Source organism: Archangium violaceum Cb vi76, assembly GCF_000733295.1.
Lineage (GTDB): Bacteria > Myxococcota > Myxococcia > Myxococcales > Myxococcaceae > Archangium > Archangium violaceum.
Genome location: NZ_JPMI01000240.1, coordinates 1 through 16,618 on the forward strand (window position 1 = coordinate 1; position 16,618 = coordinate 16,618).

17 protein-coding genes are annotated in these 16,618 nt (G+C 69.1%); 6 read left to right on the forward strand and 11 right to left on the reverse strand.

Annotated elements, in window-relative coordinates; translation table 11 throughout:
• The 4 genes from Q664_RS33200 to Q664_RS33215 all read right to left on the reverse strand — a co-directional run.
• The coding region (locus Q664_RS33200) for a HAMP domain-containing protein (RefSeq protein WP_043404791.1) at positions 1–730 on the reverse strand (730 nt) is incomplete at its 3' end.
• A gap of 88 nt (positions 731–818) precedes the next feature.
• Positions 819–3,062, reverse strand: a complete 2,244-nt coding sequence (locus Q664_RS53005) for a response regulator (protein WP_052518982.1) — start codon at positions 3,060–3,062, stop codon at positions 819–821.
• A 230-nt stretch (positions 3,063–3,292) separates the two neighbouring features.
• Positions 3,293–3,676: a helix-turn-helix domain-containing protein gene (locus Q664_RS33210; RefSeq protein ID WP_043404793.1), complete on the reverse strand. Its 384-nt coding sequence runs from the start codon at positions 3,674–3,676 to the stop codon at positions 3,293–3,295.
• Positions 3,677–3,683: 7 nt separating this feature from the next.
• On the reverse strand, positions 3,684–4,055 hold the full coding sequence (locus Q664_RS33215) for a DUF423 domain-containing protein (protein ID WP_043404796.1): 372 nt from the start codon (positions 4,053–4,055) through the stop codon (positions 3,684–3,686).
• 81 nt (positions 4,056–4,136) lie between these two features.
• On the opposite strand from Q664_RS33215, the gene Q664_RS33220 reads away from it, so the two are divergent.
• Entirely contained in the window at positions 4,137–4,802 is a 666-nt protein-coding gene (locus Q664_RS33220; RefSeq protein WP_043404798.1) for an SET domain-containing protein, read from the forward strand.
• A 222-nt stretch (positions 4,803–5,024) separates the two neighbouring features.
• A complete protein-coding gene (locus Q664_RS33225; protein WP_043404800.1) occupies positions 5,025–7,088 on the forward strand; it encodes a S9 family peptidase in 2,064 nt (687 codons plus the stop codon).
• A 20-nt stretch (positions 7,089–7,108) separates the two neighbouring features.
• On the opposite strand, the gene Q664_RS33230 is transcribed toward Q664_RS33225, so the two are convergent.
• Genes Q664_RS33230 through Q664_RS33240 form a run of 3 tightly spaced genes read right to left on the reverse strand, consistent with a single transcriptional unit; the run spans position 7,109 to position 10,258 of the window.
• A complete protein-coding gene (locus tag Q664_RS33230) occupies positions 7,109–7,513 on the reverse strand; it encodes a hypothetical protein (protein WP_160174552.1) in 405 nt (134 codons plus the stop codon).
• Positions 7,510–8,664, reverse strand: coding sequence for a tetratricopeptide repeat protein (locus Q664_RS33235; protein WP_160174553.1), 1,155 nt, complete (start codon positions 8,662–8,664; stop codon positions 7,510–7,512). Before Q664_RS33235 ends, Q664_RS33230 begins: the two co-directional genes overlap by 4 nt.
• Positions 8,665–8,692: 28 nt before the next feature.
• Positions 8,693–10,258: a DUF4331 domain-containing protein gene (locus Q664_RS33240; RefSeq protein ID WP_043404808.1), complete on the reverse strand. Its 1,566-nt coding sequence runs from the start codon at positions 10,256–10,258 to the stop codon at positions 8,693–8,695.
• 374 nt (positions 10,259–10,632) lie between these two features.
• Between Q664_RS33240 and Q664_RS59470 the strand changes: the two genes are divergently transcribed.
• Genes Q664_RS59470 through Q664_RS61435 form a run of 3 tightly spaced genes read left to right on the forward strand, consistent with a single transcriptional unit; the run spans position 10,633 to position 12,060 of the window.
• Positions 10,633–10,800 (forward strand): hypothetical protein, encoded by a 168-nt coding sequence (locus tag Q664_RS59470; protein ID WP_160174554.1) that lies wholly within the window; start codon positions 10,633–10,635, stop codon positions 10,798–10,800.
• A gap of 10 nt (positions 10,801–10,810) precedes the next feature.
• Positions 10,811–11,956, forward strand: coding sequence for an aminotransferase class V-fold PLP-dependent enzyme (locus Q664_RS33245; RefSeq protein WP_043404811.1), 1,146 nt, complete (start codon positions 10,811–10,813; stop codon positions 11,954–11,956).
• Between the two features lie 53 nt (positions 11,957–12,009).
• Positions 12,010–12,060 (forward strand): hypothetical protein, encoded by a 51-nt coding sequence (locus tag Q664_RS61435; protein ID WP_235216976.1) that lies wholly within the window; start codon positions 12,010–12,012, stop codon positions 12,058–12,060.
• Between the two features lie 97 nt (positions 12,061–12,157).
• Here the strand turns inward: Q664_RS61435 and Q664_RS33250 are convergent, their stop codons facing one another.
• Positions 12,158–12,799 carry an LURP-one-related family protein gene (locus Q664_RS33250; RefSeq protein ID WP_052518984.1) on the reverse strand — a complete coding sequence of 214 codons (642 nt, stop codon included), beginning with the start codon at positions 12,797–12,799 and terminating at the stop codon, positions 12,158–12,160.
• Positions 12,800–12,844: 45 nt separating this feature from the next.
• Positions 12,845–13,537 carry a Crp/Fnr family transcriptional regulator gene (locus tag Q664_RS33255; protein ID WP_160174555.1) on the reverse strand — a complete coding sequence of 231 codons (693 nt, stop codon included), beginning with the start codon at positions 13,535–13,537 and terminating at the stop codon, positions 12,845–12,847.
• Positions 13,538–13,712: 175 nt separating this feature from the next.
• Here Q664_RS33255 and Q664_RS33260 point away from each other — a divergent pair, with 175 nt between their 5' ends.
• Positions 13,713–14,234, forward strand: a complete 522-nt coding sequence (locus tag Q664_RS33260; RefSeq protein WP_043404816.1) for a hypothetical protein — start codon at positions 13,713–13,715, stop codon at positions 14,232–14,234.
• An 83-nt stretch (positions 14,235–14,317) separates the two neighbouring features.
• Here Q664_RS33260 and Q664_RS33265 read toward each other — a convergent pair whose 3' ends face one another.
• Complete coding sequence (locus Q664_RS33265) at positions 14,318–14,773, reverse strand: DUF1801 domain-containing protein (RefSeq protein ID WP_043404819.1); 456 nt, start codon at positions 14,771–14,773, stop codon at positions 14,318–14,320.
• A 17-nt stretch (positions 14,774–14,790) separates the two neighbouring features.
• Positions 14,791–16,551 carry a serine/threonine-protein kinase gene (locus tag Q664_RS53010; RefSeq protein WP_052518985.1) on the reverse strand — a complete coding sequence of 587 codons (1,761 nt, stop codon included), beginning with the start codon at positions 16,549–16,551 and terminating at the stop codon, positions 14,791–14,793.
• Positions 16,552–16,618 lie beyond the last annotated feature (67 nt).

Genomic DNA, 16,618 nt, shown 5'->3' on the forward strand with positions numbered 1-16,618 from the left:
CCACCATCGTGTTGATGGTCTGCTTGAGCTCGGCGATCTCCCCGCGCACGTCCACGGTGATCTTCTTGGACAGGTCGCCGTTGGCCACGGCGGTCGTCACGTCGGCGATGTTGCGCACCTGGGCGGTGAGGTTGCTCGCCATCAGGTTCACGCTGTCGGTGAGCTCCTTCCAGGTGCCGGACACGCCGCGCAGCACGGCCTGGCCGCCCAGCTTTCCTTCGGTCCCCACCTCGCGGGCCACGCGGGTCACTTCGCTGGCGAACGAGGACAGCTGGGCCACGGTGCTGTTGACCACCTGGGCGGTGCGGAGGAACTCGCCCTTGAGGGGGCGGTCCTCGAACTCCAGGGCCATGGTCTGGGTGAGGTCACCCTTGGCCACGGCGCCGATGACGCGGGCCACCTCGGTGGTGGGCTGGGCCAGGTCGGCGATGAGCGAGTTCACCGCCTCCACGGCCGTCTGGTAGCTGCCCACGGCGCCGTTGAGCGTGGCGCGTTGGGTGATGCGGCCCTCGCGGCCCACCACGGTGCTGACGCGCTCCAGCTCGTGCACCAGCGCCTGGTTGAGGGTGATGACCTCGTTGAAGGTGTCGTAGATCTTCCCCGTGGTCCCTGTCCGGTCCTCGGGCATGCGGACGCTGAAGTCACCCTTGCGGAGCGACTGGAGCGTCTTGAGGAGGAGCTTGGGATCGAGCGCGTTGTCGGCGGGCGCCTTATCGGACTGCGTTGCCATGGTGTGGGGCGTCTCCTGTGCTGCTTGTCCAGGGGAGCGGCGCCCATGAGGGGCCGTCCACCGTTCACCGGGGGGAGGGGGGGCGGTTTCAGGCCGCCGTACAGAGCTTCTTCAAGACTTGAGACAGGTCATCGGAGGACACCGGCTTGACGAGGTGGGCGTCGAAGCCCGCCTCGAGCGCGCGTTTGCGGTCCTCGGGGTGGCCGTAGCCGGTGAGGGCGACGAGCCGGGTATCGGAGCCGCCGGCGGAGGCACGGACGAGCTCGGCCACCTTGTAGCCGTCCAGCTCCGGAAGGCCGATGTCCACCAGGGCCACCTGGGGACGCTGGGAGAGCACCAGGTCCACGGCCGAGCGGCCATCGCTGGCCTCCTGCACGCGGTGGCCGTGGAGCTCCAGCAGATCCTTCAGCGTCTCGCGGATGTCCGGGTTGTCCTCCACGAGGAGGATGTGGAGCGGTTGCAGCTTCTGGGCGTTGGCGGCGGCGGCCTTCAACATGCCAGGCAGCGAGAGCGCCGCGGGAACCTCGGCGGGCAGGGGGAGGCGGACGGTGAACTCGCTGCCCTGGGAGATGCCCTCGCTGCGGGCGGACACGCTGCCGCCGTGCATTTCCACCAGGCTGCGCACCAGGGTGAGGCCCAGTCCGAGCCCGCCCTGGGCGCGGTCGCTGCCGGGGTCCACCTGCACGAAGAGATCGAAGACGCGGTGGAGCATCTCCGGCCGCAGGCCGATGCCGGTGTCGCGCACGCTCAGCACCAGCTCGTCGCCCTGGCGCTCGGCCTCGAGCTGGATGCGGCCGCCGGAGGGCGTGTACTTGGCCGCGTTGTGCAGCAGGTTGGCCACCACCTGCGTCATGCGGGTGGGGTCCACGTTGAGCATCACCGCCTCGGAGGGCAGCGAGACGCTCAGCTCATGGCGGCGCTGGGTGACGATGGGCTCGCAGGCCTGCACCGCGCCCTCCACCACGTCCGAGAGGGCGACGAGGACGGGTTTGAGCTCCACCTTGCCGCGGGTGATGCGGCTGACGTCCAGCAGGTCATCCACCAGCCGCGTCATGTGCGCCACCTGGCGATCCGCGCTGGCGATGGTGCGCTGGATGATGTCGTCCTGCCACATGCGCATGCGGAAGACCTCGAGCGCGTGGCGGACGGGGGCCAGGGGGTTGCGCAGCTCGTGGGCGAGCATGGCGAGGAACTCGTCCTTGCGCCGGTCCGCCTCGCGCAGCGCGCCGATGAGGCGCTCGCGCTCCAGGGCCACGGCGACCTGATCGCACACGCCCTGCATGAGGGACAGCTCGTCGGCGGAGAAGGCGCGCATGGTGCGCGTGCCGAAGGCCAGCGTGCCCAGGACGCGGCCCTGGCTGAGCAGCGGGTAGCAGGCGAGGGCGGCCAGTCCCAGCTCCGGCGCGGCATCCGGGGCGGGGCCGTTGGCGGCGGAGCCGGCGTCCAGCACCCAGCGTTTGTTCTCGGCGGCCACCCGGCCCGCGACGCCCTGTCCGGGCATCAGCAGCTCCAGCCGGGGCAGCAGGCCCTCGGGGATGCCCGCGTGGGCCGCCAGCTGCAGGCCGCCATGGCCCTCCTGGAAGAGGTAGCCCAGGCAGACCTCGAGGCCCAGGTGCTCGACGATCTGGTGGTGGACGCTGTTGAGGAGGGTGCGGCCGTCGGGGCCCTTCAGCAGGCGGCTGGCCACGTCCGCGAGCAGCCGCAGCCGGGCGTTGCTCTCGTGCAGGGCCGCCTGGGCCTGCTCCTTCTCGTTGACGAGCCGCACCAGCTCCTGGGCGCGCTGCTCGCGGGCCTCGGACACCTTGCGCTCGCGCTCCATCTCCTGCTCCAGCAGGGAGCGCTCGTAGTGCGCGCGGGCCTCGGCCAGCTTGCGCTCGTGCTCGCGGTTCTCCGCCTGCCGCAGCAGCTCCGCCTGCCGGCGCACCTCCTCCGTCTTGCGGTGCAGATCCAGGAAGACCGTCACCTTCGTGCGGAAGATCTCCGGGACGATGGGCTTGAAGAGGTAGTCCACCGCGCCCAGCTCGTAGCCGCGCGTGACGTTCACCTCGCTGCGGTTGTAGGCGGTGATGAAGATGATGGGGATGTGGCGCGTGCGCTCGCGCATGCGGATGAGGCTCGCCGTCTCGTAGCCATCCATTCCCGGCATCTGTACGTCCAGGAGGATGAGGGCGAAGTCCCTGTCCAGCAGGAGGCGCAGCGCCTCGTCACCCGAGGAGGCGGTGACGATGTTGGCACCCATGTCGGCCATGAGCACCTCCAGGGAGCGGAGGTTGGCCGGGGTGTCATCCACGGTCAGGACGTCTACACGCGAGAGCGCGGGGGGCGAGGACATGGTGGGCGAAGCGGGGAGCGCGCGGGCCGTCCGGGGATCAGACACCGAGCTTGTTTACCGCCACTCCTCACTTCTACCCAGGGCGAACGTTGAACACCGTGTCGGCTGACTGACGCCCAGGCAGACGAGCGGGCCGAAAAGTGTCCGCCGACGGACATCTGGAGAGGGAAGGTCCGTCGGAGTGACTTGTTTCCGACAGTTCCGCCCCGTCGGATGTCAAGGGGGTGTGCTCACTCCTCCTCATCGGGGTGGGCGATGGAGCGGAGGGCCACGCGGAACAAGCGGAAGCGCTCGGGCGGCAGCTCGCGCACGAGCATGGCGAGGCGCCGCAACTCGGGGGGCTCTCCGGGTGGGGGAGGTGGAGGCGCTTGCATGGGGGGGTCCTCCGAGGGGTTCACCCCCAGGAGCACATCGGCGGAGATGCCCAGCAGCACGCAGAGGGCCTTGAGCTTGGGGGTACTGGGCATCATGTCCCCGCGCTCGATGCGGCCGTAGACGGTGGGGACGAAGCCCACGGCCTTGGCCACCTGCTCCTGGGTGAGCTCCAGGCGCATGCGGGCCATGCGCAGCTCCGTGCCCAACCTGGGTTGTAGCTTCTCGTCCTTGGGGTGCACGTGCCACTCAGCCCGTCTGGCGCCAGGCGGCGATGGCCAACAGCAGCCAGCCCGCGAGGAAGCCCAGCCCGCCGAGCGGGGTGATGGCGCCCAGGGCGCGTACGCCGGAGAGTGCCAGCGCGTACAGGCTGCCGGAAAAGAGGAGGATGCCCACCGTCATGGCCCACCCGGCGCCGTTCAACAGGGGGTGGGGGCGCACCTGGCTCAGCAGACCGATCGCGATCAGCCCCAGCGAGTGGTACATGTGGTAGCGCGCACCGGTTTCGAAGATGGTCAGGAGGTCCGGGGTGAGCCTTGCCCGGAGCGCGTGCGCGCCGAACGCTCCCGCCGCCACGGACAGGAACGCGCTTGCCGCGCCGAGAATGAGCCACTGCCGCATCGTCGAGCGCCTTTCTTTCTTCAAAGGTCAGACTGAGGCACCCTACCGCGCCTTTCCTGGCGCGTCTCTACTTCCCTTCCGATGCCCGCACCCACCAACAAGAAGCCCTCGTCCCGCAAGCTGTCCACCCTCACGCCGCAGCCCTTCGAGCTGAGGCCCTCGTCCATCCAGGGACGGGGTGCCTTCGCCACGCGCCCCATCCGCAAGGGGGCGCGCATCATCGAGTACGTGGGTGAGCGCATCTCCCAGGCCGTGGCGGATGAGCGCTACGACGACACGGCCATGTCGCGCCACCACACCTTCCTCTTCAACGTGGACGAGGACACGGTCATCGACGCGGCGCACGAGGGCAACGACGCCCGCTTCATCAACCACTCGTGTGCCCCCAACTGCCAGGCCTTCCTCGAGGGGGAGCGCATCTTCATCTACGCCCTGCGGGACATCGGCGAGGGCGAGGAGCTCAGCTACGACTACTCGTACGACCGCACCGAGGACATGGGCCCCGACGAGGAGGCGCTCTACGTCTGCCGCTGTGGTGCTCCCACCTGCCGCGGCACCATCCTCGCCCCGATGGAGAAGATGGAGGAGGAGGCGTCCCGGAAGAAGGCGGTGAAGGCGCCCAAGAAGAAGTCGTCCGGCTCGGCTCGCAAGCCGCCGGCGGGCCGCAAGCAGAAGTCCACGGCGAAGAGCGGCCGCTCCGCGTCCGGGACGAAGAACCGCGCCCGGACCCGCTCGGCGCGCGGCTGAGTCGCGCATGCTCCCTCTCCCTCTGGGCGAGGGCGGGGGGACCCTCTCCGAGGGGGCGAGGGGAAGTTGACGCGGGGTATGGGTCGGGGGGCAGGGGAGCGGCTGCTTCGCGGCCGGTGGGGATGAACGGTGGACACCCGCGGTTGAAACGGGCACCGTCCCACCGCCGCGCGCCCCGGTTTGTCCTCGGGGTGTGAGCGGTTGACTCGCACGGAGGACCCCTTGACCCTCTCCCTCTTCGCGGCGCTCGCCCTCACCGCCGCTCCCGCCAAACCCCAGCCCTTCACCATCCAGGACCAGGTCTCGATGCGCCGGATCAGCAATCCGAGCGCCTCTCCGGATGGCAAGCGCATCGCCTTCGTGCTGCGCTCCACCGACCTGGAGGCCAACAAGGGCCGCACGGACCTGTGGCTCGTCAACGCCGACGGCACCGGTCTGCGCCAGCTCACCTCCTCTCCCGAGAGCGAGGCCCAGCCCGTCTGGAGCCCGGAGGGTCAGGGCCTCTACTTCCTCTCCTCGCGCGGTGGCTCCCGTCAGGTGTTCCGCCTGCCGCTCGACGGGGGCGAGGCCCAGGCCGTCACGAAGCTGCCCCTGGACGTGGGCGCCTTCGCCCTGTCGGGTGACGGCAAGAAGCTCGCCGTGGCCATGGAGGTCTACCCCGACTGCCCCACGCTGGAGTGCAACACCCAGCGCCAGAAGGAGAAGACGCAGTCCAAGAGCACCGGCCAGGTGTACGACAAGCTCTTCGTCCGCCACTGGGACACGTGGGCCAACGGCAAGCGCTCGCACCTCTTCGTGCTGCCGGTGGACGGTAGCGCCGCCCCGCGTGACGTGATGGCGGGCATGGACGCGGATGGTCCCAGCAAGCCCTTCGGCGGCCCGGAGGAGTTCACCTTCACGCCGGATGGCAAGGGGCTCGTCTTCACCGCGCGCGACGTGGGCAACAGCGAGTCCTGGTCCACGGATCTGGATCTCTTCCTGGCCCCGGTGGACAGGGCCGGCACGCCGAAGAAGCTCACCGAGAAGAACCGCGCCACGGACACGCACCCCGTGTTCAGCCCGGACGGCAAGACGCTCGCGTACCTGGCCATGTCGCGCCCGGGCTTCGAGTCGGACCGGCTGCGCGTGGTGCTGCGCTCGTGGCCGGAGGGCAAGGAGCGCGTCCTCGCCGAGCCGTGGGACCGCTCGGCCGGCTCGCTCACGTGGAGCCCGGATGGGAAGTCCGTGCTCGTCACCGCGGATGACATCGGCCACCACCGTGCCTTCTCCATCGACGTGGCGAGCGGCCAGGTGACGGCCTTCAGTGGCTCGGGCTACGCCGCCGAGCCGCAGCCGCTGCCGGACGGACGCATCGCCTTCCTGCGCGATGACCTGAAGTCCCCGGCGGACCTCTACACGGTGCGCGCGGACGGGAGCGACCTGCGTCAGCTCACCCGGGTGAACGAGGAGGCGATGTCGCGCCTGCGCTTCGGTGACTTCGAGCAGTTCGAGTTCCCGGGCTGGAATGGCGAGACGGTGCGCGCGTACGTGGTGAAGCCGGTCGATTTCGACCCGAAGAAGAAGTACCCGGTGGCGTTCCTCATTCACGGCGGGCCGCAGGGCAGCTTCGGCAACCACTTCCACTACCGGTGGAACCCGCAGACGTACGCGGGCCGGGGCTACGCGGCGGTGATGGTCGACTTCCACGGCTCGACGGGGTACGGCCAGGACTTCACGGACTCCATCCGGGGGGACTGGGGCGGCAAGCCGCTGGAGGACCTGCACAAGGGCCTGGAGGCGGCGGTGAAGCGGTACTCCTTCCTGGACGGCGACAAGGTGTGCGCGCTGGGAGCGAGCTACGGCGGGTACATGATCAACTGGATCGCCGGGCAGCTGCCGGAGCGTTTCCGGTGCCTGGTGAACCACGACGGCAACCTGGACGAGCGGCTGGCGTACTTCAACACGGAGGAGCTGTGGTTCCCCGAGTGGGAGCACGGGGGGACGCCGTGGGAGAACCCGGCGGGGTACGCGAAGCACAACCCGATCGACCACGTGGCGAAGTGGAAGACGCCGATGCTGGTGATTCACGGCGGGCAGGACTTCCGGGTGGTGGAGACGCAGGGCCTGTCCACCTTCACGGTGCTGCAGCGGCGGGGGATTCCGTCCAAGTTCCTCTACTTCCCGGACGAGAACCACTGGGTGGTGAAGCCGGCCAACAGCATCCAGTGGCACGAGACGGTGCTGGATTGGCTGGACCAGTGGACGAAGACCGCGGCGAAGAAGCCGGTGGTGGCGCCCACGCGGTGAAGGCGCTGCCTTGACCCGGCTCAGAAGGAGAGATCCACCTTGAGCACGCCCACCTGGAGGGCCGTGCTCGAGGCTCCGCCGCTGGTCTCGTAGGCCATGTCCAGGTCGAGCACGGAGAGCTGGTGCCCTCCCGCGCGGAAGCGGAAGGGCGAGAGGGTCATCCCGAGCGCACCGGCCGGCCCTTCCGGAGACACCGCATAGGCCTGGGGGTGGGGAACCAGGGGGTCCCCCATCCGCGTCAGGGAGAAGACGAGCTCGGGGGGGCACACCCCGCGCTCCCGCGGGGCTGGATCCACGTGCATCTCGGCGGCATGGCTGAGCAGGGGCATGTATCGCTCTTCCGCCTGCAGGCGGGGGGCGGCGTGGGCCGCGTGGAGGGAAAGAAGCAGGACGCCTCCGGCCCACCATTCAGGAGCTCGCATCATCCGGACACCTCCTTCCCGGCCGGGATGGCGCGTGCATGCGACTGGAAGAGGGGATCTCGGGAACCGATCTTCCGCACGCGCTCGAGCTGTGCCCGAGCCTCGCGGTCCCGGCCGTTGGCATGGAGTGCCCAGGCATACGCGTCCAGGGTGTGGACATCCTGGCGGCGAGCGGCTTCTCGCTCCGCCAGACGCAGGGCCTGGGCCGGTTCGTTGGCGTGCTCGATGTAATAGAAGATCAACTCACGGTTGGCGTTGTCGGCGCCCTCACTCTCGCGCGAGGCCTGCCGTTCGAAGTCGCGGAAGGCCTTGCGTGCTTCGCGGGGGCGGCCGGCGCGCTCCAGTGCTTGCGCCAGGGGATAGAGGTTCTCCGGGTGGGGGGCGGCCGCATGGCGCTGCTCGAGGAGCTCGACGGCTTCCTTCCAGCGCTGCTGCTCCATGCGGAGCGTGCCGAGCGTCCCGAGTGCGTAGTGATAGCCGGGAAACAGGCGCAAGGCTTCGGTCAGCGCGGACTCGGCTTCGCGCTGCTCTCCGATGACGAGATGCAGGTGACCGAGCTGCGTCAGGAGCCAGGCGCGGTCCTCGAACTCGCTCGGGTCGGTCCGGTCATAGGCGTTGCGCATCAACTCCAGCGCTCCCTCGATGTCGCCGTGGAGCTCGCGCAGGTAGGCCGCCCGTGTCAGTCCGGGGATGTTGCCCGGGCGGAGGTCGAGCATCCACTGCGCGGCGGCCTCCGCCTCCTCGTAGTTGCCGAGCTCGGCATGGGCGTCCGCGAGGTATCCATACACGAGCACGTCGTCTGGCGAGCGGCGGTTGAGCTCACGCGCCAGCTCGCGAGCCTTGGCGAACTCATGTTTGCCCAACAACAGCCAGCTCTGGACCTTCAGGCCCTCGAAGTTGTCGGGCTGGAGGCGGAAGGACTTCCTCAGGGCCGCCTCGGCCTGCTCGTAGAGCGCGGGATCTCCCGTCTCACGTGCGCGGCGCGCCAGGGCGAGCGCGAGGTCATTGTAGGCCTGAGGGTGCTCGGGGTGCTTCTCGATGGCGCTGCGCGCCTGGTCGATCCTCACCTGCGCGGGTGTGGACCGTACCTCCTCCTGGCCCAGGGCGAGCGAGGCCACCAGCAGGACTCCAGCCATGCTCCAAATCGCTTTCATGGAAATCTCCTGGAAGAGGCGCGAGGGACTACTTGACGGGGCCGCCTCCCACTTCACCGGGGTCCACGTGGCGGCGGTTGCGGCCGTCCCAGGCGAGCCCGACGTACGGGAAGGTCTTCCGATACGGGGCGTCATTGGAGTTCACGCCGTCGCCGATGCGGTTGTTGGGGGCCTTGTTGAACTGGGGATTCAGCACGCCCGCGACCGCGCGTGCCGCGATGTCCGTGACGTCGTCGCTCACGCGGCGCCCGTTGGGGAAGCCGGCGGGGTCTCCAGCGAGCAGGCCCAGGCGCTTCTGCTTGTCCACGGAGGTGGGGGGGACGCCTGTGTTCAAACGGAGCAGATCCGCCACCGGGCCGGCGGGAGTGCCCGCGGCGGCAATGGGCGGCGCGTAGGTCACCAGCGGCAGCAGATCCGTCCGGGGTGGGGCGGGGATGTCAATCCCATACACCGCGTTCAATACCCGCGCGAGCGTCGGATCGAGGAAGAAGGGGGCGAACTGCGAGTCGTTCCTGGGCTGGTCGATGCTGAAGCGGTCCTTGAAGCCCGTGCCCACGAGCAGCTCGTTGATGAGGGGATTGCCCATGCGCTGCACCTGCCTCCAGTCCGGGTGTTTCAGGGCATCGCCGTTCCTCTCGGCGGGCTTCCGGCGGATGGTGACACGCGGGCGGGAGGTCGTGGCCCAGGCGCCGATGGTGGCCTTGGGGTCGGAGGCCGCGTGCTTCTTGCCGTCGCTGGTGAGCAGGGAGATGGGCACCTCGATGGCGATGGTGTTCACATTGAAGCCGGAGACCGCATCGCTGGCGAAGTTGCGGGCGTCGTCGGCGTCCTGGGCGTCCGACAGCACACCGGGCACCGTGAAACCGGTGGCGCGGAAGTTCAGGGAGTCGAACGCCGCGCCGAGGTCGATCCAGAACGGATCCTCCACGGTGCCGGCGAAGACGCGGACGTCACCGGCCCGGAAGAGGGCCTGCCGGGCGAGGGAGGGGTAGTCGGGCATGGTGCGCGGTCCGACGTTGGTCGGCAGCGCGAACAGGCGCGTTCTCTCGCCCAGGCGGGCGTGCTGCACGGAGTTGCCCGGACCGCGGCGCGCCAGGGTCACCGTGTAGCTCTGGCGCAGGCTGAGTCCTTCCGAGCCGGGCCCGTCCAGGGCGGTGATGGCGGGTGGCACGACGCGGGGGCCGGGGGCGACGGGTGGAGGTGAGTTTCCCGGGGCGGCGATGCCCGTGCCCGCGCCCACGTAACCCGTGAAGAGGTTGGGCGAGCGGATCTCCGTGGTGAAGCGCACATCGAACCAGACGTCCTCGATGGCGTCGTGGTCGTTGTCGATCTTGATGCTGTAGAGGATCTCGGGATCGAACGGGAAGTAGTTGGGCCCGTTCGCCGGCTCCAACAGCGGATCCACGTCCAGGATGAAGGTGACCTTGTCCGGGTTGTCGTAGCTGACGAACGCGAAGAAATCAGTGATGTCCGCCTTGTGGTCCAGGGCGGTGATGGGGGCCTCGCGGTGGTTGGCCGCGAGAGCCCCGAGTGGGAAGAGCAGGGTCGCGGCCGTCAGTCCCGCGATGGCGGCAAGCGGGTTGGGTTTCAGCATGGTCGGTCCTCTTGGTGTGAGTGCTCGAAGCGAGTCATGTCACCCGCGATACGGGCCCGAGGCGGTGCTGGATTTATCCTGGGGAAATCGCCGCGGGCGGACCGGAGCCCCGGCCGTCTGGCGGGCGGGCCGATGGAGGGGGCTGTCACAAGCGCGCGCCACGGACTCCAACCATGACGCACCGGACTCACTGCACACGACTGAGGACATGCCCTCCACCGGAAGCCAGGTTCCGCCACCAGCGGGCCGGAGTTCCCGGTCTCCGTTTCAAGGAGGATTCATGAAGTCGCGTTCGTCTCGCCTGGTCGCGGTGCTGTTCGCCGCTGTTCTGTCGCTGCACGTGTCCGGGTGCTTCGGTTCACTCGCGTGAGGCGGTGGCCGAGGCCAACGCGGCCTTCGAGCAGGAGGGAGTGGCCGGACTGGCGCACCGTGTGATGCCCCAGATGTCCATGCAGCGGGGCTCGCGCTGGCCTGCCCGGGCCGCTGAGTGCGTGAGGAAGGCGGCGCGCCAGGGGCTGCACGGGCGCGCCGTCCTGGCATGATGCGCCCGCCATGACCTCGTCCCCGGACTTCGACGCCTACCGCTCCGAGTTCCCCGTCGTGAAGGAGCAGCTGTACTTCAACCATGCGGGAGTCGCCCCCACGAGCCAGCGGGTGGCCAACGCCATGCGCGAGTGGGTGGAGGACGTGCTCCAGCACGGTGTTCGCTATGAGCGGGGCTGGGAGGCGCGGACGGAGAACACCCGCCGGCTGGCGGCGCGGATGGTGGGCGCGGCGCCGGAGGAGATCGCCTTCGTGCGCAACACGGGCCATGGCCTGGGCCTCGTCGCCGAGGGGCTCGACTGGCGGCCCGGGGACGAGGTGGCCGTGGCCTCGTCCATCGAGTACCCCTCCAACGTCTATCCCTGGATGCACCTGCGCGATCGGGGCGTCTCCGTCCGGGAGATCGCGACCGTGGAGGGGGGTGTGACTCCCGAGGCCGTGGCCGCGGCGATCACCCCGCGCACGCGGCTCGTGGCCGTCAGCTCCGTCCAGTTCGCCTCTGGCTACCGCACGGACCTGGACGCGATTGGCGCGCTCTGTGAGCGCTCGGGCGTGCTCTTCTGCGTGGATGGCATCCAGAGCGTGGGCTGCCTGCCGGTGGACGTGAAGAAGAGCCGCATCCACTTCCTCAGCGCGGACAGCCACAAGTGGATGATCGGCGTGTCCGGCATCGGCTTCCTCTACGTGGACAAGGACGTGCTGCCGCGCGTGCGGCCGGTGCTCGTCGGCTGGCGCTCCACCACGGATGCGTGGAATTTCAACCGTGCCCATTTCGAACTGCGCCCGGACGCCTTGAAGTTCGAGGAGGGGAGCCAGAACTACGCCGGCACCTATGCCCTGGGGGCCGCGCTGGGGTTGTTGCTGGAGGTGGGCCTGGAGAACGTCGAGGCCCGCATCCGGGAGCTGCTCACCCACCTGGACGGGGAACTGCGCGCCATCGGGTGTGAGACGGGGCCCTCGCCTGCCCACCGCGCGGGGATTCTGACCTTCCTGCCGCCACGTGGGGAGGCGAAGGCGCTGGCCTCGTACCTCTCCGAGCGCCAGGTCAGCTTCTCGCTGCGGCGCGGGCGCATCCGCATCTCGCCGCACTTCTACAATCAGCCCGGGGAGATGGACCGGTTGGTGGAGATGGTCCGGGCGTTCTCGGGGAAGTGAGAGTGTGGGTATGACTTCGTTGTGGGGGGCGCAGCGAAGCTCACAAGACCGCGCTGTTTTTCGCGGATCCCACTCTAAAAGTCGTCGTCATGGACTGGTGCTGAAATGACGTCTAGCCAGAATGAGATTGGCATCGGCTGTGATGTCCCGGTGCACCACGCCCGAGGCATGCACGTCCGCCAGGGAGGCGGCGCGAGCCGTTCAGCCGTTGCTCTCGTGCCGGTTCTCGAAGTGGACGAAGTCGATGAGGAACGTGGCGGCGACCGCGAGGGGGCGCATGCGCGCGTCACGCGAGGCGCCGTCGAACTGGATGCCGAAGTTGTCCGCGTCCGTGAAGAGCTCCTTGCCGAAGCCGCTCCAGCGCTTGGCGATGGTGCCCACCTCGCGGCCTCCCTCCTCGATGACGAACGTCCACGGGCGGAAGAAGGGCCCGCGCAGGTGGGCCAGCTCCTCTCCATTCGGGCCGAGCACGTCATAGGCGCGGGTGAAGAAGCGGAAGCGTTGCTGGATGTGGCCCAGGAGCCGGCCCTCCCCATCCTCCACCTCCAGGGTGGAGAGCCAGAAGCGCCAGGGCCTCCGCAGCCGCAGCACCGTGGCGCCCGAGGGCGTCTTCAATTCCAGCGTGAAGGGCCGCTTCGCCTTGAGGAAGATGCGCAGCAGCCAGCTCCCCAGTCCGCCGCCCACCTCGCCCGCGTAGAAGAGCGTCCGCCCGTCGTCGCCCACCACCTCGTAGGCGTTGCGCCCCTCGAAGCCGGTGAGGATCTCCCCCCACTCCTTCTTCTGGCGCACGCGCAGCGCGTTCTGGTGGAGCAACGGGGCCAGGGCGGTGGAGTCAGCGGGCATGGGTTCCTCGGGGGCTTCGGTCCGGGGGGGGACTCTACCCGACGCTCAACCCGGAGCGAGCAACAGGGCGCGGAGCGCCTCGGGCTCGTGGAGCACCTGCCAGCCCTTGGGAGACAGGGAGAGCAGTTTCCGGGAGGTGAGCGCCGCCAGGGCCCGGTCCACGCTGCGCCGCGCCGCTCCTATCTCCAGGGCCAGCCGTTGCCGGGACAGGGGATAGCGGATGACGAGTCCTTCCTCTCCCGGGCGGCCGAAGTGCTCCGCGTACTCCAGCAACACGCGGATCAGCCGTTGCTCGCACCCATCGAAACCCATGGCGCGGCTGACCCGGATGGTGCCCTCGAAGCTGGCCGCCAGGTCCGTCAGCACCGCGGTGGTGAAGCCGTGGTCCATCGCGAGCGCCTCGCGGAACACGGGGGCGGGGAGCATGTACCCCTCCAGCGGCGTGAGTGCCTCCGCGGACGCTACCCAACTGCTGGCCTGCATCACCTCGATCACTCCGAGGATGTGCGGGGCCCGGAGCAGCTTCACGGTGAACTGGCAGTCCGGCGACAGGGCGTGGAAGATCCGCACCACGCCCTGTGACAGGAGCGTGAGCCCCGCGACGGCCTCACCGGCGGTGTGAAAGGTCGCTCCCGCGGGAAGCGCGAGCGGAAGGGCCGCGGCCTCCAACTGGACCCGTGTCGACCGGGCGCATGCGCCCAGCGGGCTCCAGGCTGGCAGCGAGCGACACACGTCCATACCCGAGAGAGGGCCCGGGCCCGCCCGCATCCCAGGAATCGAATTTCGGCGGGATTCTTCCGTGCTCGCGCTGCGCCAGATGACGCAACCTGTTTTGGAGGCCTATTGGTCCTGGGAGGCTAATCCGGTATTGCTGGATTGTCCCTCAGCGGCAACCGACGGAGGCAATCCCCCCATGTTTCGTTTCCAGACCAGGATCGTGGCGCTGTCCCTTCTCTCCCTTTCTCTCGCCGTGACGGGCTGTGGCGGCGTCGAGGCGGAGGACGTGGCTCCCGAGCAGCAGGTGTCCTCCGACGCGAACCACGAGGCCCATGCCGACCACGCGCATGATCAGGACATCGGCACCACGGAGTCGGCGGCGTGTGGCAACTGCGACAACTGCGTGCTGCACGCGCGGTGCCTGCAGCCCAAGCTCCCGTATGGCCTGACCTACTGGAGCGACAAGGTGGCGATCATCAACAGCAACCACGCCCACAAGGGGTGCGTGGCGATGATCCCGACGTCGAGCTCGTACGGCCACGTCGCGTACGTTTCGAACGTGGACACCGCGCCGAGCCCGAACCGGATCACCCTGAGGGAGGCCAACTGGGTGGGCAACACCTGCAGCTCGCGCACGGGCACGAAGGACGGGTTGAACATCCGCAACTACTGGTGCCCCGCCGGAGTGCACGGGTCGAACTGCGCGGGCCCGATGTAAGAGCCGTCCCCGCCGTGTTCTTCCCCGCCGTCCGCGTGATTCCGCGGGCGGCGGTTTCGTTTTGGAGGCGTCGGGCCTCCGCGTCACACATGTTTGATCCACTCGCGGAGGACGTTGGCGAAGGCGGTCCGTTTCGCGCCGATGTCCTTCGAATCGCGGAACTTCACCGACGCCCGGTCCTTGGCGAGCCACTCGAGCAGTGACTCCGGGTCGGCCACCTGGATGCCCGTGAGCGCGGTGTCCCGCGTCTTCGCACCCAGGTGCAGGATGAGCTGCACGCCGTCCTTCGCGCGGAGCTGGAAGGTCGCGAAGTATTCCGAGGTCCGGAAGCTCGGTGCGTTCCACTTGATGCCCTCGGCGATCTTCGGATCGGCACCGAGGATGAGCTGCCGGAGGGTGACGATCTCCTGCTTGTACGGGTGCTCGAGCGACGCGAGGAATGCCTCGACGCTCTCGGGCTCGGACGCACCGCGCTTCGCGGGTTTCTTGCTGGCGGTCTTCTTGCTGGCGGGCTTCTTGCTGACGGCTTTCGAGGCCACGTCACACTCCCTGGGTTTCAGCGGGGGCGCTGGATGAGTCGCGTTGTCTGTTCCTCGATGGGGGGCGCGGCCCGTGCTCCGATGAGCCGCGTGGCCTCCGCATTCTCTCCGGGGGCCGCGGCGGACTCTCGCGTGAGCAGTGCTTCCACCTCGGCGGGCGTGGGATCGCCCAGTTCCGAGAGATTCCGTTCGCGCGTCCACCGCTCCGAGAAGTTCTCCCGCAGCCAGCCCGTGAGCTCGACCGCCGGGAGCGCCTGCCGGACCGGCTCGAGGGCACGCTGGAAGGCCCTCGCGTCGGTATAACGCCGCGCCACGTCCAGGTGGAGCGCGGTCGCGAGCACGTTCCGGAGCAGCGCATGGGCGGCGGGTGCCTCGGGCCGTTCCCCGTGCGGAAGCTGGAGGCCCCCCGTGGAGAGGTCGGGAAGGTTTCCGAACAGCAACTCATGGAGCACACAGCCGAGCGCGTAGAGATCTCCGGAGATCGTCGCCTCGGCGCCCTGCAGGCGCTCGGGCGGCATGTAGTCGGCCTTCCCGATGATGCCGCCCAACTGGGTGAGCCGTGTCGCGGGCGGTGGGGAGGCGCTCGGGGTGACCCGCTCCTGTGCTTCGCCGGAGCCATGCGCGATGCCGAAGTCGACGACCTTCACCACGCCATCGAACGACACCACGAGGTTGTCCGCGCTGATGTCGCGATGAATCACGCCCCGCTCGTGCGCGTAGGCGAGCCCCCGCAGGGCCTGCTGGCAGATCTCGACCACGACCTCGAGTGGCAGCCTGTTCCCCTTCTTGACGCGCCGGACGAGCTCGAGCGTGTTCACGCCGCTCAGGTACTCCATGACGATGAACCACGCGCCATCGATCTGTCCGAGATCGTAGACGGACACGATGTTCGGATGATGGAGGCGCGCGGCGGTGCGGGCTTCGCCGATGAAGCGGTGGAGGAGGACCTCGGGCTCCTCGTGTTTCTCGTCCAGCATGCGCTTGAGGACGACGAGCCGGTGGAAGCCGGCGCGGCCGGTGCGCACCGCGAGCCACACCTCGCCCATGCCGCCGCGTCCGAGCCGGGTGAGCCGGCGGTAGCGGTGGATGCCGGTGCCCAGGTCGGCGCCGCGCAGCGAGCGGGCGGTGAGGATGGCGAGCGCGGAGGAGGCGAACAGGAGGAAGGGGAGTCCCACGAGCGCGAAGAGGGAAGGGCCCGGGATCCAGCCCGCGTCGACGGCGAGCTCGCGGCCGAGCAGGACGAGCGAGCACAGGGCGGCGGCGAGCACGGCGATCGCCATCGCCCCCCGGCGCTTCAGGAGCCGTGCCGCTTCCACGGCCCAGGTTCCGGCCACGCACGTCGCCAGGAGCCAGAACAGCGGGAGGCTCAGGCCCGTGGTCGCCTGCGTGATCTGCTCCGAGGTCAATCCGGCCGCGGGCAGCGAGAGGATGGACCTGGTCACGTCGACCACGCGCACCGTGCCGAGCGCGAGGGCCACGCCCAGCATCACCCGCCGCCAGCGGGTGAGCGGCAGATCCAGCATCGACCACGCGACGCGCAGGAGGGTGTAGGGGAGGGGAATCGAGGGGAGGACGCCGAGGATCAGCCATGGCCGTGTATCGGCGACCATCGCGCTGGCTTCTCGGCTGGTGAGCCCGATGGTGAACGTGAGCACCGCGAAGCAGAGGAAGCTCGAGGCGAGCCAGAGCTGGACCCGCTGGGTGCGCACGGCGGCCCAGGTCACGAAATGCACCAGCGCGAGGACGAGGAACGCGCCCGCGAGCGCGAGGTGCAGCATGGTAAATGGCGTCACGGAGCGGCAGCGTAGTTGATGGAGCCCGCGCCCTCCAAACCAGGAACCCGCT

What these genes read in the sequence shown, in the direction of transcription:
- Q664_RS33215 (WP_043404796.1), bottom strand. Translation starts at nt 4,055, where the DNA reads ATGCGGCAGTGGCTCATTCTCGGCGCGGCAAGCGCGTTCCTGTCCGTG.
- Q664_RS33260 (WP_043404816.1), top strand. Translation starts at nt 13,713, where the DNA reads ATGTTTCGTTTCCAGACCAGGATCGTGGCGCTGTCCCTTCTCTCCCTT.
- Q664_RS33230 (WP_160174552.1), bottom strand. Translation starts at nt 7,513, where the DNA reads ATGATGCGAGCTCCTGAATGGTGGGCCGGAGGCGTCCTGCTTCTTTCC.
- Q664_RS33245 (WP_043404811.1), top strand. Translation starts at nt 10,811, where the DNA reads ATGACCTCGTCCCCGGACTTCGACGCCTACCGCTCCGAGTTCCCCGTC.
- Q664_RS33240 (WP_043404808.1), bottom strand. Translation starts at nt 10,258, where the DNA reads ATGCTGAAACCCAACCCGCTTGCCGCCATCGCGGGACTGACGGCCGCG.
- Q664_RS33220 (WP_043404798.1), top strand. Translation starts at nt 4,137, where the DNA reads ATGCCCGCACCCACCAACAAGAAGCCCTCGTCCCGCAAGCTGTCCACC.
- Q664_RS33235 (WP_160174553.1), bottom strand. Translation starts at nt 8,664, where the DNA reads ATGAAAGCGATTTGGAGCATGGCTGGAGTCCTGCTGGTGGCCTCGCTC.
- Q664_RS33255 (WP_160174555.1), bottom strand. Translation starts at nt 13,537, where the DNA reads ATGGACGTGTGTCGCTCGCTGCCAGCCTGGAGCCCGCTGGGCGCATGC.
- Q664_RS53010 (WP_052518985.1), bottom strand. Translation starts at nt 16,551, where the DNA reads ATGCTGCACCTCGCGCTCGCGGGCGCGTTCCTCGTCCTCGCGCTGGTG.
- Q664_RS53005 (WP_052518982.1), bottom strand. Translation starts at nt 3,062, where the DNA reads ATGTCCTCGCCCCCCGCGCTCTCGCGTGTAGACGTCCTGACCGTGGAT.
- Q664_RS33250 (WP_052518984.1), bottom strand. Translation starts at nt 12,799, where the DNA reads ATGCCCGCTGACTCCACCGCCCTGGCCCCGTTGCTCCACCAGAACGCG.